The 14364-nt window shown below is 63.2% G+C and carries 17 protein-coding genes; 14 read left to right on the forward strand and 3 right to left on the reverse strand.

The features are described from left to right. Positions 1 to 256 precede the first annotated feature (256 nt). Both PXK07_RS07735 and rpiB read left to right on the forward strand, forming a co-directional pair. Complete coding sequence (locus tag PXK07_RS07735) at positions 257 to 784, forward strand: prolyl-tRNA synthetase associated domain-containing protein (protein WP_274847637.1); 528 nt, start codon at positions 257 to 259, stop codon at positions 782 to 784. Positions 785 to 831: 47 nt separating this feature from the next. Then, a complete protein-coding gene (gene rpiB / locus PXK07_RS07740; protein WP_274847638.1) occupies positions 832 to 1281 on the forward strand; it encodes a ribose 5-phosphate isomerase B in 450 nt (149 codons plus the stop codon). A gap of 84 nt (positions 1282 to 1365) precedes the next feature. On the opposite strand, the gene PXK07_RS07745 is transcribed toward rpiB, so the two are convergent. Then, the gene (locus PXK07_RS07745; RefSeq protein WP_274847639.1) at positions 1366 to 1947 is read right to left on the reverse strand and encodes an FMN-dependent NADH-azoreductase; all 582 of its coding nucleotides are present in this window, start codon (positions 1945 to 1947) and stop codon (positions 1366 to 1368) included. 142 nt (positions 1948 to 2089) lie between these two features. Here PXK07_RS07745 and PXK07_RS07750 point away from each other — a divergent pair, with 142 nt between their 5' ends. Continuing rightward, positions 2090 to 2968, forward strand: a complete 879-nt coding sequence (locus tag PXK07_RS07750) for a LysR family transcriptional regulator (RefSeq protein ID WP_274847640.1) — start codon at positions 2090 to 2092, stop codon at positions 2966 to 2968. Then, complete coding sequence (locus PXK07_RS07755; RefSeq protein ID WP_274847641.1) at positions 2956 to 3867, forward strand: DMT family transporter; 912 nt, start codon at positions 2956 to 2958, stop codon at positions 3865 to 3867. The genes PXK07_RS07750 and PXK07_RS07755 overlap by 13 nt, the downstream gene beginning before the upstream one ends. Before the next feature lie 6 nt (positions 3868 to 3873). Here the strand turns inward: PXK07_RS07755 and PXK07_RS07760 are convergent, their stop codons facing one another. Next, positions 3874 to 4221, reverse strand: a complete 348-nt coding sequence (locus PXK07_RS07760; RefSeq protein WP_274847642.1) for an ArsR/SmtB family transcription factor — start codon at positions 4219 to 4221, stop codon at positions 3874 to 3876. Between the two features lie 274 nt (positions 4222 to 4495). On the opposite strand from PXK07_RS07760, the gene PXK07_RS07765 reads away from it, so the two are divergent. From PXK07_RS07765 to PXK07_RS07795, 7 genes are all read left to right on the forward strand, one after another. Continuing rightward, positions 4496 to 4840, forward strand: coding sequence for an AtpZ/AtpI family protein (locus tag PXK07_RS07765; RefSeq protein ID WP_274847643.1), 345 nt, complete (start codon positions 4496 to 4498; stop codon positions 4838 to 4840). A gap of 40 nt (positions 4841 to 4880) precedes the next feature. Then, positions 4881 to 5681: a F0F1 ATP synthase subunit A gene (locus PXK07_RS07770; protein ID WP_274847644.1), complete on the forward strand. Its 801-nt coding sequence runs from the start codon at positions 4881 to 4883 to the stop codon at positions 5679 to 5681. A gap of 83 nt (positions 5682 to 5764) precedes the next feature. Further along, entirely contained in the window at positions 5765 to 6001 is a 237-nt protein-coding gene (locus tag PXK07_RS07775) for a F0F1 ATP synthase subunit C (protein WP_008205040.1), read from the forward strand. 85 nt (positions 6002 to 6086) lie between these two features. Then, positions 6087 to 6635: a F0F1 ATP synthase subunit B' gene (locus PXK07_RS07780; RefSeq protein ID WP_274847645.1), complete on the forward strand. Its 549-nt coding sequence runs from the start codon at positions 6087 to 6089 to the stop codon at positions 6633 to 6635. 4 nt (positions 6636 to 6639) lie between these two features. Further along, entirely contained in the window at positions 6640 to 7197 is a 558-nt protein-coding gene (locus PXK07_RS07785) for a F0F1 ATP synthase subunit B (protein WP_274847646.1), read from the forward strand. A gap of 267 nt (positions 7198 to 7464) precedes the next feature. Beyond that, the gene (locus PXK07_RS07790; protein ID WP_274847647.1) at positions 7465 to 7674 is read left to right on the forward strand and encodes a hypothetical protein; all 210 of its coding nucleotides are present in this window, start codon (positions 7465 to 7467) and stop codon (positions 7672 to 7674) included. Between the two features lie 99 nt (positions 7675 to 7773). Continuing rightward, positions 7774 to 8163, forward strand: coding sequence for a CZB domain-containing protein (locus tag PXK07_RS07795; RefSeq protein WP_274847648.1), 390 nt, complete (start codon positions 7774 to 7776; stop codon positions 8161 to 8163). 6 nt (positions 8164 to 8169) lie between these two features. Here PXK07_RS07795 and PXK07_RS07800 read toward each other — a convergent pair whose 3' ends face one another. Further along, entirely contained in the window at positions 8170 to 8940 is a 771-nt protein-coding gene (locus tag PXK07_RS07800; protein WP_274847649.1) for a FadR/GntR family transcriptional regulator, read from the reverse strand. A gap of 199 nt (positions 8941 to 9139) precedes the next feature. Here PXK07_RS07800 and PXK07_RS07805 point away from each other — a divergent pair, with 199 nt between their 5' ends. From PXK07_RS07805 to PXK07_RS07815, 3 genes are all read left to right on the forward strand, one after another. Further along, on the forward strand, positions 9140 to 10384 hold the full coding sequence (locus PXK07_RS07805) for an aminotransferase-like domain-containing protein (protein WP_274847650.1): 1245 nt from the start codon (positions 9140 to 9142) through the stop codon (positions 10382 to 10384). 53 nt (positions 10385 to 10437) lie between these two features. Then, the gene (locus PXK07_RS07810) at positions 10438 to 10734 is read left to right on the forward strand and encodes a hypothetical protein (RefSeq protein WP_274847651.1); all 297 of its coding nucleotides are present in this window, start codon (positions 10438 to 10440) and stop codon (positions 10732 to 10734) included. A 146-nt stretch (positions 10735 to 10880) separates the two neighbouring features. After that, complete coding sequence (locus PXK07_RS07815; protein ID WP_274847652.1) at positions 10881 to 14336, forward strand: chromosome segregation SMC family protein; 3456 nt, start codon at positions 10881 to 10883, stop codon at positions 14334 to 14336. The last annotated feature ends 28 nt before the right edge of the window (positions 14337 to 14364 follow it).

Genomic DNA, 14364 nt, shown 5'->3' on the forward strand with positions numbered 1-14364 from the left:
CGGTATGTAGGGACCACGACGCCCATGCACAAATGCCCCCACGGGCGTAACACGCTGGTGGAGGGCGATCCCCGGCAATGCACGGGGACCGGAAGACATGGGAATCTTCCGGAAAGTTGCGCTGTCCCTACGCCGGATCGGTTGGGGAGTCAACTCTGCTGGGGTTTGTAACCGGAGCAGGGCGCCGCATTGTGCCTTGGGCAGATTTGCGGCATGAGAGGCAACAGCACATGACCAATAGCGGATCGACAGCCAGATGAATACCAGCGCCGGGGACATTTCGACCATGCCCGTCTCTTCAGATGCGCTCTTGGCGCGGCTGGATGACTGGGGGCTGGCCTACAGGCTTCACGAACATATCCCCCTGCGCACCGTCGAGGATGCCAAGACGGTGGAAGATCAGATCATGGAGCCGGGCCTTGCCACGCTTCGGATCAAGAATCTCTACCTGCGGGATCGCAAGAAGCGCAACCTCCTGGTCTCGGTCGAGCAGGACCGCGAGATCGACCTCAAGGCACTGGGCAAGGAGATCGGCGCGCCGGGGCTCAGCTTTGGTTCGGCGGATAGGCTGATGGAGCACCTGGGGATCTTTCCCGGCGCCGTCAGCCCGCTGGCGATGATTACCGGGGCGCAAAAGGGTGTGGCCTTCCACCTGGATCGCGCCGCGCAGCAGGCGGATGTGATCTCGATGCATCCGCTCATCAACACCCGCAGCGTCGTCATGGCGCGCGGCGACCTACTGGCCTTCCTTGACCGCATCGAGGTCGAGGTGAACTGGATCTGAAACACGGGCAGCGCCTTGCGTTTCGCATATATAAGGAATGACATCCCATGGCTGACAACAAACGTATCGTCCTGTCCAGCGACCACGCCGCCATCGACATGCGGCAGGCCATCGCGAAACATATCGCGGCAAAGGGCTGGGAGGTGGTCGATATCGGCCCCACCACCCCCGAAAGCACCCATTATCCCAAGCACGGCGAAGCAGCGGCGCAAAAGGTTGCCTCGGGTGATTGCGCGCTGGGCATCATTCTCTGCGGTACCGGGCAGGGGATCATGATGGCGGCCAACAAGGTCAAGGGCATCCGCTGCGGTGTCTGCTCGGAACCCTTCTCGGCCCGCATGACCCGGGAACACAACGATGCCAACATGCTGTCGATCGGGGCGCGCGTGGTCGGGGAATCGCTGGCGCTGGAGATCGTGGACGCCTTCCTTGATGCCGCGTTCGAAGGCGGTCGCCACGGAACCCGCGTCGATATGATCAAGGAGATCGAAGCCTGAGCGGTTTCGATCCTGCCAAAGACAAAAGAGCCCCCGGATCCGGGGGCTCTTTTCGTTTCTATGAGAGCGGGTGCGGGAGCCGGATCAGGCCGCCAGCGCCTCGATCTGGGATTTTGCCTTGGCGAGGGCGGCGCCTTCGTCGATGGCCAGGGTGTCGGCTGCCACGATCTCGACCTCGGTGATGCCCATGAAGCCCAGCATGTGGCGCAGGTATCCGGTTGCAAAGTCGATGGCCGATCCGGCCTCGGTGCCGCCCGAGGCAACCGCGATGATGGCGCGCTTGCCTTCCAGCAGGCCAGCGGGGCCTGCCTCGCTATAGGCGAAGGTCAGGCCAACGCGGGCGACCAGGTCGATCCAGGCCTTCAGGCCGGCAGGCACCGAGAAGTTGTAGATCGGCGCACCGATCACCAGCGTGTCGGCGGCCTTCAGTTCCCCGACCAGCGCGTCGGACAGGGCCAGCAGCCCTTTCTGTTCGTCGCTGCGCTGATCGGCAGGGGTGAAGTTGGCGCCGATCCAGGCCTCGTCCAGCAGTGGCAGCGGTGTCGCCAGGTCACGGCGGATCACCTCGTCAGCGCCGAGGCGCGCGACGATCTGGGCGGTCAGATCGCGGGAGACGGAGCCTTCGCGGCGGGCGGAGGAGTCGATATGCAATACGGTCTTGGTCATTGTGTTTTGTCCTGTTCTGGGGTGAAGCTTTGAAAACACAAATGTGTCATTGCAATTTTGAACGCAATTCTCGATATTATCACAGGATATGCGCAAATTTGCACATGGGGCCGCCCTCTGCAAATTGACAACGGAGAGACAGATGGAAAACTGGGATGAGGTGCGCACGGCCTATCAGGTGGCGCGTATGGGCACCGTCAGCGGCGCCGCCGAGGTCTTGGGCGTCCACCACGCCACGGTGATCCGCCATATCGACGCGATCGAGGCGCGCCTGGGAGTCAAACTGTTCCAGCGCCATGCCCGTGGCTATACCCCGACCGAATCCGGGCAGGATCTGTTGCGGGTGGCGCAGACCACCGATGACCAGTTCAGCCAGCTGGCCGGGCGGCTCAAGGGGCAGGGCGACGAGGTCACCGGCGAATTGGTCGTCACCTCCCTGTCCTCCCTGTCGCACCTTCTGGTGCCGGTTCTGACGGATTTCCAGCAGATGCATCCGGGATTGATCATCCGCTACCTGACCGGAGAGCGCCTGTTCCGTCTGGAATACGGCGAGGCCCATGTGGCAATCCGGGCCGGGAATGGGCCGGACCAGCCCGATAACGTGGTGCAACCCTTCCTCAGCCAGCGGGTCGGTATGTTTGCAACGACCGATTACGTGGAACGGCAAGGCCTGCTCGGTGGCGTGGAGGACCTGCACAACCACCGCTTTGTGGGCAGCGACAATGAGAACAGCCGGGCGCCGTTCTACCGCTGGCTGCGCGAGCATACGACGCCGGAGACCATCATGTTCCGCTGTACCGATGGGGTTGCCATGCAGGAGGCGGTGCTTGCCGGGGCGGGGATCGGTTTCCTCTCGCTCTGGGAGGCCGCGCGTCACGACAACCTTGTGCAGATGATGGAACCCTTGAAGGAATGGGAGGGCAGCCTGTGGCTGGTCACCCATGTGGATCTGCATCGCACCAACAAGGTGCAGAGCTTCCTCAAGTTCCTGAAAGAAAGGTCCAAGGAATGGGTGGCCTGACGCCTGCCCTGAAGGGGCATCTGGCCATGCTGTTGTTCTCGGCGCTGGTGGCGGGGTCTTTCTCGCTGGGCGTGATGGTGGCCAATGAGATCGCGCCCGCAGCATTGAACGCGGCGCGCTTTGCCTTGGCTGCGGTGATCATCGGCGCGGTTGCGCTTGGGACGCGGAAACTCCGCGCCAGTCATTTCCATGCGCCCTGGCGGTTCCTGGTGCTGGGCGGGCTGTTCGCGGCCTATTTCGTGCTGATGTTCTACGGGTTGAAGACGGCGGATCCGGTCAGCGCCTCGGCGGTTTTCACCCTGACCCCGGTGATGAGCGGGGTGTTCGGCTGGATCCTGTTGCGGCAGGTGACCACCCCGCGCATGGCGCTGGCGCTGGCCATTGGTGCCACGGGCGCGCTTTGGGTGATCTTTCGCGCTGACTGGTCCGCCTTCGTCGTCTTTGAGATCGGCCAGGGCGAGATGATTTATTTCCTCGGGTGCGTCTCCCACGCGATCTATACGCCCATGGTGCGCAAGCTGAACCGGGGCGAGCCTGCGGTGAGTTTCACCTTTGGCATGCTGATTGCGGGTGCGGTGATCCTGACGGTCTTTGGCTGGAGCGACATCCGCACGACCGCTTGGACCGACCTGCCGGGCATCGTCTGGGTGGGGCTGTTCTATCTGGCGATCTTTGCCAGCGCGACGACCTTCGTGCTGCTGCAATACGCGACCCTGCACCTGCCCTCGGCCAAGGTGATGGCCTATACCTATCTCACCCCCTCTTGGGTGATCGTCTGGGAAGTGGCGCTGGGCCGCCCGGTGCCCTCGGGGTTGCTGCTGGTGGGGATCGCGCTGACGGTGATCGCGCTGGTGCTGCTCTTGGAGGATGACGCGAAACCTGCCCGCGCGCCGAGCTGATCCCGCCTATTCGCGGGTCTCATCCTCGCCGCCCAGTTCGGAAGCGAGGAAGCGTTCAAAGGCATCGAGGTTCACCGGCTCGAACTGGCCAAAGCCCTGCATCCAGACCGAAGCGCCGCGCAGCGCATCCGGTTGCAGCTTGCACCATTTCACCCGGCCGCGTTTTTCCTGCGCGATCAACCCTGCGCGGGTCAGGATGGTCAGATGCTTGGAAATCGCCGCCAGCGACATCTCGAAGGGTTCGGCCACATCGGTCACGGCCATGTCGTCTTCCAGCAGCATGGTCAGGATCGCCCGCCGGGTGGGATCGGCGAGGGCGGCAAAGACGGTATCGAGATCAGCGCGGTCAGTCACCCCTTGGCGTTAGACGCAAGGGTCTGACCGGTCAAGGCCCGGCTTGGCATCACAGGCGCCCGTTTTGGGGTGATTTTCTTACTTAACCGGAGGGTTGAATGAGGATTTTGCCCTGGAATCTCCAGCCCCTGGCTGCCCGGCTCCTACATCGGCTGAGTTTCCTTGGCAGAATTGTATTTTAAATCAATCTATTAGGAGCTGTTCCGCAGTCCCATCTGAACAATTGACTCTTTACCCCGCACCCCTTAGCACCCTCATCAGAATTCGCGTGAGGATGGCGCCCGTGACAGATGATGACCAAAAGCAGCGCATGGCGCAGCTGGAGGCCAGACTGGCGGAGGCGCGTAAGGCCCAGGAGCCCAAGCCGCGCGCGGATGAGCACTATTCCCTGGCCAACCAGGCCTGGCGGATGGTGATCGAATTGGTGGCCGGTCTTGGGATCGGCTTTGGCATCGGATACGGGCTGGACCAGCTGTTTGGAACCCTGCCCATCTTCATGGTGCTGTTCATATTGCTGGGGCTTGCCGCCGGGGTGAAGACGATGCTTCGCACTGCGCAGGAGATCCAGAACGAGAAACTGGCCGAAGAGGCCGACAAAAATGCGCAAGACCGGGGCTGACCCACAAGGGGCAGCTTTCGGCGACAGGAGACACGGACAGATGGGCAAGATTTTCTTTTTCGCGGCACTGGCGCTGGTCGTCGTTTCGGGCTTCCTTTTCGCGCCCGAGCATGCCGCCCTGGCGATCCACCCGATGGACCAGTTCAACGTGAGCCCGCTTTTTGGTGATCACATCGCCTGGTACACCCCGACCAACGTGACCCTGTGGATGGGCCTGGCGATCGTCGCGGTCTTTGCCCTGCTGGTTCTGGGCTCCTCGCGCCGCGCCATCGTTCCGAGCCGCGCCCAGTCGGTTGCGGAACTGGCCTATGGCTTCATCTACAAAATGGTTGAGGACGTTGCCGGCAAGGACGGTGTGAAGTTCTTCCCCTACATCATGACCCTGTTCATGTTCATCGTGATGGCGAACTTCCTGGGCCTGATCCCCGGCTCCTTCACCACCACCTCGCATATCGCCGTGACCGCCGTTCTGGCCGCCTTGGTCTTCTTCACCGTGACCATCGTCGGTTTCGTCAAGAATGGCGTCGGCTTCCTTGGCCTGTTCTGGGTGTCGAGCGCGCCGCTGGCACTGCGCCCCATCCTGGCCATCATCGAGCTTATTTCCTACTTCGTGCGCCCCGTCAGCCACAGCATCCGTCTTGCTGGTAACGTCATGGCTGGCCACGCGGTTCTGAAGGTGTTCGCAGGTTTTGCCGCCGCTCTGGGCGCGTTCAGCTTCCTGCCGATCTTCGCCATCACCGCAGTCTACGCCCTCGAAGTTCTGGTGGCCTTCATCCAGGCCTATGTGTTCACCATCCTGACCTGCGTGTACCTCAAGGACGCACTGCACCCGAGCCACTAAGGCAGGATTGTACCCTCATCCGGGTGGGCCAGATGGCCCTCCCGAGACCCTAAATCACCAATTCCATCGTAAGGAGAGAAATCATGGAAGGCGATATCGCACAACTCGGTCAGTTCATCGGCGCAGGCCTGGCAGCAATCGGTTCCGGCGCAGCCGCAATCGGTGTGGGCCACGTTGCCGGCAACTTCCTGGCAGGCGCTCTGCGCAACCCGTCGGCAGCCGCCGGCCAGACCGCAACCCTCTTCATCGGCATCGCGTTTGCAGAAGCCCTGGGCATCTTCTCGTTCCTGGTCGCTCTGCTGCTGATGTTCGCTGTCTAAGACCTCAGGAACCTCAATCCTTACGGCCGGGCGGCGCGGATCTTCGCGCTGCCCGGTGTAACGGCAAGTTCCCAAGGAGAACGACATGGCATCAAACACGCAAGAGGCAGCACACGGCGCAGCAGATGCCGCGCACGGCTCTGCACCGGGCATGCCGCAACTGGATTTTTCGACCTTCGGAAACCAGATCTTCTGGCTCGCCGTTGCGCTGGTCGTGATCTACCTCATCCTGTCGCGCGTAGCCCTGCCCCGCATTGCGGCGGTACTGGCCGAACGCCAGGGAACGATCACCAACGACCTCGCCGCGGCTGAAGATCTGAAAGCCAAGGCGGTCGAGGCCGAAAACGCATATAACAAGGCCCTGGCCGACGCCCGCGCGGAAGCGCAGCGCATCGCCGCCGAGGCCCGTGCCGAAATTCAGGCCGATCTGAACGACGCAATCGCCAAGGCGGATGCGCAGATCACCGAAAAGGCCGCCGAGTCTGAAAAGGCCATCGCCGAAATCAAGGCGGGCGCGCTGGACAGCGTCAAGACCGTGGCCAATGACACCGCAGAGGCGCTGGTTGCAGCCCTGGGCGGCAAGTCGGACGCCAAAGCCATCGCGGCTGCGGTTGACGAGCGGATGAAAGGATAAGGACATGCGCACAGTACTGGCAATTGCCCTGACCCTTGGCGCCACCTCGCCTGCCTTTGCTGCCGGTGGTGGTATGGACCTGTCCAACACCAACCTGGTTGTTGCTCTGGCCTTCATCCTGTTCATCGGCATCCTGCTGTTCGCCAAGGTTCCGACCTTGATCGGCGGTCAGCTGGACCAACGTGCCGAAGGCATCCAGAAAGAGCTGGACGAAGCCCGCGCCCTGCGTGAAGAGGCCCAGACCATTCTGGCCTCCTACGAGCGCAAGCAGCAGGAAGTTCAGGCTCAGGCGGATCGCATCGTGGCAGCTGCCCGCGAAGACGCCGAAAAGGCCGCTGCAGAAGCCAAGGTCGATCTGGAAAAGTCGATTGCGCGCCGTCTGGCCGCAGCCGAGGATCAGATCGCTTCCGCCGAAGCTTCGGCCGTGAAGGAAGTCCGCGATCAGGCGATCTCCATCGCCGTTGCAGCCGCCGACCAGGTGATTGCAAAGCAGATGACCGCAACCGAAGCGAACAAGCTGATCGAAGCGGCTATCGCGGATGTGGACGCCAAACTGCACTAAGCGGCACCATCAACGCTGAATTCGAAAAACCCGGCCCTGGTGGCCGGGTTTTTTGTATGCAGCAACCGGCTGTGCGGTGGCCGACCTTCGCAGGCACGTGGCAGAGACGCGGCCGCTCCATTCGTCCTGCAGGACCTGTCCAAACGGGGCCTATCCATAAGGATAGGGCGTATGATCAGACGCACCTTTCCTATGCGCTTTGGTGGCGCTGCGCGATCTGCCGGATTGTTTTAAAACTGTAATCAACACGCAATGAAGGAAAGACCCATGGCAGTTGAAACAGGTATTACCAGAGCCTTTGAAATCACCGGTTCCGCGGTGAAGTTTCAGCCACTGTCCCTTCGTGCAGCCGCGGAAGCCGCGGAACCAGGGCGGATCATATCCACGCAATGCTATGGCCTCGGGCTTCCAAGCCTGAGCTATCGACGCGCTCCCAGCGGCAAGACCACCTTTCTGGAACGATTTTCAGCCGCATAACCCGTTGCGCAACGCGTTAGCCATTACACCGTATACCGGCTGTTCACACCCAAGCGCTAAACTGCCCGCACAGGCAGAGGCGTTTGGGGAATTCAGTAGATGTCGGATCTGGCGCAACAGATCAAACAGGCCATGGGATCGCATGGCTGCTGGAAGCTGCAACTGTCAGAGGCCGTGGCCAAGGGCAGGTTGAGCAGCAGTTCTCTGGAGATTTCGCGGGACGATCTTTGCACCTTTGGCAAGTGGCTGCGGCAGCTGTCTCAGGATCCAGTGGTTGCCAATGCGGCAGAGTACCGGCTCGTGGTCGAGGCCCATGCGCGGTTCCACAAGGCTGCGGGGCAGATCGCCAGATGCGTTGAAAACGGCGAGGTCGAGGCGGCAGCAGCGCTGTTAAACGGGAGTGATTTCCAGAAGATCTCGGATCGGCTCACCTCGACGATGGCGGATTGGCGCCAAAACCTGCAACCGGGTGTTTCGCACGGCGCCTGACCGGTTTCAGGATTTACTTCTTTCGTGCTCCAGCCTTTGGCGGGCGATCTCTGCATTGCGTTCGGCGCGCTGGTGATCCATCAGCGCCTGTTTCACATAGTCCAGATGGCGCTCGACCGCGGCGCGCGCACCACCCGGATCGCGGGCCTGCAGGGCCGCATTGATGGCGCGGTGCTGCTCCACTATGGCGTCATAGGTGGTGTACTGCTGGAACATGACCTTGCGATTGTAGAACACCCCCTCGCGCAGAAGGTCGATCATCGAGCGCATCATATGCAGCATGATCACGTTGTGGCTGGCATCCATGATGGCGGAGTGAAACTCGGCATCAAGCTGGGCCGCCTCTTCCGATTCAGCGGGGTTTCCTGCGGCTTCCATCTTGTCAAAGATGGTCTGGATCACCTGCAGATCATCGTCCGAGCCAAGCCGCGCTGCCCGTTCTGCCGCCAGGCCCTCAATGTCGCGGCGAAAGGACAGATAGTCAAAGACCGCTTCGTCATGGCTGGAAAACAGCTGCACCAGGGCAGGGGAGAAGGCCGAGCCAAGAACATCGCCCACAAAGACCCCGGATCCGGCTTTGGATGTCAGCAGCCCACGATCCTGCAATTCGCCGATCGCCTCGCGCAGCGACGGGCGCGACACGCCAAGACGCTCGGCCAGTTCCCGTTCGGCCGGCAGGCGTTCGCCGGGCGACAGGATCCCGCGCAGAATCAACTGCTCGATCTGGCGCACAACCGAGGTGGAGAGCTTTTCGGGTTGGACTTTCTGAAACGGCATCGGTGCCTCGGACCCTGTAACTAGACACATGGAAGGGTGGTTGAATTGGTCAAATCATATGACCGCGGCCCGCGCAAGCTTTCTAACCCGCGGCAACAAACGGAATGATCCGATCACTCTTTTGTAATAAAAGGTCAGATTTGTTGACTTAATGTTGGTAAAACATACTTTCGGCTCAAGTGGTCCAGGAGAAACGCCCATGTCGTTGAAAGAGATCTTTGCCAGTCGCGCCCTGCGCATGAAGGCATCGGAAATCCGCGAGTTGCTGAAACTGCTGGACCAGCCAGGAATCCTGTCTTTTGCCGGGGGCATCCCGGATCCCTCCCTGTTTCCGGCGGAGGCCTTTGCCGATGCCTTTGGTCAGGCGCTTACGAACGGGCAACAGGGGCAATCGCTGCAATACTCCGTCAGCGAGGGGTATCTGCCGCTGAAGCAGTGGATCGTGGAGCGCATGGGGCGGCTCGGCATCACCTGTACGCCGGACAATATCCTGATCACCTCCGGGTCGCAGCAGGCGCTGGATTACCTGGGCAAGCTGTTCCTGTCGCCGGGCGATACCGCGCTGGTGACGGCGCCGACCTACCTGGGCGCGCTGGCGGCTTTCAACGCTTATGAGCCGCGCTATGACCAGTTGACCCTAGAGGGTAATCGCACCGCGCACAGCTATCGCGATGGCGCCGAAAGCTCTGGCAGTGCGGTGAAATTCGCCTATCTGTCCGCCGATTTCGCAAATCCCACCGGGCAGACGGTGACGGAATCTGCCCGCGCCCGCATGCTGGACCTGGCCGAGGAGCTGGACTGCGCCGTGATCGAGGATGGCGCCTATCAGGACCTGCGCTATGACGGGACGCCGGTGTCGCCGATCCTGGCCATGGAACTGGGCCGCAAAGGCTCGATCGAGGACTGCCGGACGATCTATTGCGGCTCCTTCTCCAAGACCCTGTCGCCGGGGTTGCGGGTGGGCTGGGCGGTGGCCGCCAAGCCGGTGATCTCTCAGATGGTGCTGATCAAACAGGCCGCCGACCTGCATTCGGCGACCGTGAACCAGATGGCCGTGAACACCGTGGCACGGCAGATCTTCGACGCCCATGTGGAGAAGGTGCGCGCCGCCTACAAGGCCCGCCGGGATGCCATGCTGGCGGCCTTGCAGCGGCACATGCCGCCCGGCGTGCACTGGACCCGGCCCGAGGGGGGCATGTTCGTCTGGCTGACCCTGCCTGCGGGCGTGAGCGGTGCAGAACTGTTGGCGCGCTCGCTTGAGACGGTGAAGGTCGCCTTTGTGCCGGGCCAGGCCTTCTTTGCCGATGGCGGTGGCAGCAATACGCTGCGGCTCAGCTTCTCGGTGCTGGCCGAGGCAGAGATCGAGGAGGGGATCGCCCGTCTGGGGCAGCTCCTGTCCGAAGCCCCTGCCCAGACTCGGCAGCAGGCCGCGCAGATGGTATGATACGCCTCAGCTCCGGCGTTTGATGGCCGGGCAAGAGGGGTGAGGCGGCTCCGATGCGCGTTCCGACAATTGCGGTTTCTCTTTTGCTGATGGGCTGTGCTGCGCCCAGCACGCACTTCCAAGGGATCGAGCCGGTGCGGGTGACGGTGGAGGGCAGCAGCTTTGATCTGCGCCAACGCGGCACCCTGATCGAGGCGGTGCGTATCAACCCCGAATATGCGCCCCGCTTGGGACCGCTGAGGGATCGCGCGCGGCGCGCGATGGCGGCTTCCAGCGGCTGCAGGGTGCGTTGGGTGATGGGGGATCAGGCGCTATTGCTGGGGCGCCTGGACTGTCGCGATCGCCTGTGATCGCGGGTTTCGGCCTGTTTTTTCGGGTTATCCACAAGATATAGTGGCGACAGCCTGCCTTTGGTCCTGATTTGGGGGCTGCGCCGTTGACTCACGGCCTGCGAACCTGCTGAGGTTTTTGCCACGAGAATCACAAAGGGGCGGTTTTGCGCTTTTCCAAACTCAGGCTCAACGGCTTCAAAAGCTTTGTCGATCCGACCGATCTGATCATCGCGGATGGGCTGACCGGCGTTGTCGGGCCGAATGGCTGTGGCAAGTCGAACCTTTTGGAGGCGCTGCGCTGGGTGATGGGGGAGACCCGCGCCCGCGCCATGCGCGGCGGCGGCATGGAGGATGTGATCTTTGCCGGTACCTCCTCCCGCTCGGCGCGCAATTTCGCCGAGGTGAGCCTGCAGATCGACAACAGCGATCGGCTGGCGCCCTCCGGGTTCAACGACAGCGATCAGCTGGAAATCGTGCGCCGCATCACCCGCGACGTGGGCAGCGCCTATAAATCCAACGGCAAGGATGTGCGCGCGCGCGATGTGCAGATGCTGTTTGCCGATGCCTCGACCGGCGCGCATTCGCCGGCCCTGGTGCGGCAGGGGCAGATTTCCGAGCTGATCAACGCCAAACCCAAGGCACGCCGCCGCATCCTGGAGGAAGCCGCAGGCATCTCCGGCCTTTATCAGCGTCGCCACGAGGCGGAGCTGAAGCTGAAGAACACCGAACAGAACCTGCTGCGCGTCGATGACGTGATAGAACAGCTGGCAGCACAGCTATCGCAACTGGCGCGGCAGGCCAAACAGGCGCAGCGCTATCGCGATATCGGGGAAAAGCTGCGTCTGGCCGAGGGCATGTTGCTCTATCGCCGTTGGCGCGAGGCGGACGATGCCCGCCAGGCGGCCGAGGACGAGCTGCGCATCCGCATCACCCAGGCTGCCAAGGCTGAGGCGCTGAGCCGTGCTGCGGGTGAAAAGCGCGCCAAGGATGAAGAGGCGCTGCCGCCTCTGCGCGAGGAAGAAGCCATTGCCGCCGCCATCCTGCAGCGCCTTGTGGTGCAGCGCGATGCGCTGAGCGACCAGGAGGCGCAGGCGCGGCAGGCGATTGAGCGGCTGACCTCCCGCATTCAGCAGCTTGGCAATGACATTGAACGTGAAGGGGGGCTCAACCGCGATGCGGGAGAGACCATCGAGCGCCTTGAATGGGAACAGCGCGAACTCTCCAAGGCCAGCGAAGGCCATGATGATCGCCTGTCCGAGGCCGCCGAACTGGCGCGCGATGCCGGGCAGATCCTGGAGGCGCGCGAAGAGCACCTGGCACAGGTGACCGAAGACGTGGCCCGGCTTGCCGCGCGCCACCAGTCGGCCCGCCGCCTGGTCGAGGATTGCCAGCGTGCCCTGCAACGGGCGACGGACGAGGGCGAGAAATCCCGCGCCGCACAGGAGAGCGCAGAGGAAGCGCTGGAGCAATCGCAAGAGCTGTTCGAGGCTGCCGTTGCCGCCGAGGAAGATGCCCGCGAAGCCGCCGAGGCCGCCGAAGAGGCGCTGGCCGCCGCGGATGAGCTGCGCGCCGACACCCAGGAGCGCGAGACCGAGGCGCGCTCGCAGCGCTCGGAAGCCGAAGGGGAACTGGGGGCGCTCAGGGCCGAGGTGACCGCGCTGGCCAAACTGGTGGAGCGCGACACCGCCGAGGGTGGCCAGATCCTGGATGAGCTGAGCGTGACGCCGGGCTATGAAAAGGCGCTGGGTGCGGCCCTCGCGGATGATTTGCGCGCGCCTTTGGCGGAGGTGGATGGTCCCACCGGCTGGGTAACGCTGGCAGGCTATGATCGCGACGCGCCGCTGCCGGATGGGGTGGATCCCCTGGCGAAATATGTCTCCGGCCCCGAGGCGCTGGCCCGGCGGATCGGTCAGATCGGCCTGGTGGAAGGCGATGCCGCCCGCGATCTGCAGGCGCAGCTGAAGCCGGGGCAACGGCTGGTGACGCTGGACGGGGACCTGTGGCGCTGGGATGGTTACCGGGCCTGGGCCGAGGATGCCCCCAGTGCCGCCGCGCTGCGGTTGGAACAGCTCAATCGGCTTGAGGCCCTGAAACAGGACCTGGAACGGGTCGGGGCCCGTGCTGATGGTGCCCGCGCCGCCCATGAAACGCTGCTGCGCAAGCTCGAAGAAGTGTCCCAGGCGGATCAACTGGCCCGTCAGGCCCGCCGTGCTGCCGACCAGCGGGTCGCGGATGCGGCCCGCGCGCTGAGCCGGGCAGAGGCGGATCGCAACATGGCCGAGGGCAAGCTGGAAACCCTTGGCATCGCCCTGGCCCGTCACGACGAAGACGCCATGGCCGCGCGCCTGCAGCTGACCGAGGCCGAGACCGCCCATGCGGATCTGGGGAACCTCGACGAGGCCCGCGCGGTGGTGGAAGAGATCAAGCAGCAGGTGGAAGCCGCCCGTATCACCATGCTGACGCATCGCTCCTCTCATGACGAGCTGCGCCGCGAGGGCGAGGCGCGCACCAAACGCGCCCAGCAGGTCACCAAGGAACTGTCGGGCTGGCGTCATCGCCTTGAAACCGCCGAACGGCGGATCGAAGAATTGGCCGAACGGCGCGAGGCCTCGCAGGAGGAGTTGGAAGACGCCCATGCGGTGCCGGCCGAGATCGCCGAGAAACGCGAAGAGCTGAACGAGGCGATCGAGGAGGCCGAGGCCCGCAAGGCGGCCGCCACGGATGCCCTGGTCGCGGCCGAAGGTGTGCTGCGCGAGGCGGTCCAGGCGGAACGCGATTGCGAGCGGCTGGCCTCCGAGGCGCGCGAGGCTCGCGCTCGATCAGAGGCGCGGTTCGACGGGGCGCGCGAAACCGTCGCCCATGCTGCCGAGCGGATCGCCGAGGAACAGAATTGCGCGCCGCAGGCTTTGCTCGATCAGCTGGACACCGACCCGGATCAGATGCCCTCGGCCGAGGCGCTGGAGGCGGAAGTATCCCGCCACAAGCGACAGCGCGATGCCCTGGGCGCGGTGAACCTGCGCGCCGAGGAGGACGCCCGCGAGATCCAGACCGAATATGACGAGCTGGTTGCGGAAAAGCAGGATCTGGAGGAAGCGGTAAAGACCCTGCGCAGCGGCATTGCCAGCCTCAACCGCGAAGGGCGCGAACGCCTGTTGACCGCATTCGAGCAGGTCAACGCCAGTTTTGCCATGCTGTTCACCCATCTCTTTGGCGGCGGTGAGGCGAACCTGGTGATGGTCGAAAGCGACGATCCGCTGGATGCGGGCCTGGAGATCATGTGCCAGCCGCCGGGCAAGAAGCTCTCGACCCTGTCGCTCTTGTCGGGCGGTGAGCAGACCCTCACGGCCATGGCGCTGATCTTTGCGGTCTTCCTGTCCAACCCGGCGCCGATCTGTGTGCTGGACGAGGTGGACGCGCCGCTGGATGACGCCAATGTCACGCGCTTCTGTGACCTTCTGGACGAGATGTGCCGCCAGACCGACACCCGCTTCCTGATCATCACCCACCACGCGGTGACCATGGCGCGCATGGATCGGCTGTTTGGTGTCACCATGCAGGAAAAGGGCGTCAGCCAGCTGGTTTCGGTCGACCTGAAGAAGGCCGAAGCCATGGTTGCCTGATCGGTTTCCCGCCCCTTGGGGGCAACCG

This window comes from Phaeobacter sp. QD34_24, assembly GCF_028890115.1.
Lineage (GTDB): Bacteria > Pseudomonadota > Alphaproteobacteria > Rhodobacterales > Rhodobacteraceae > Phycobacter.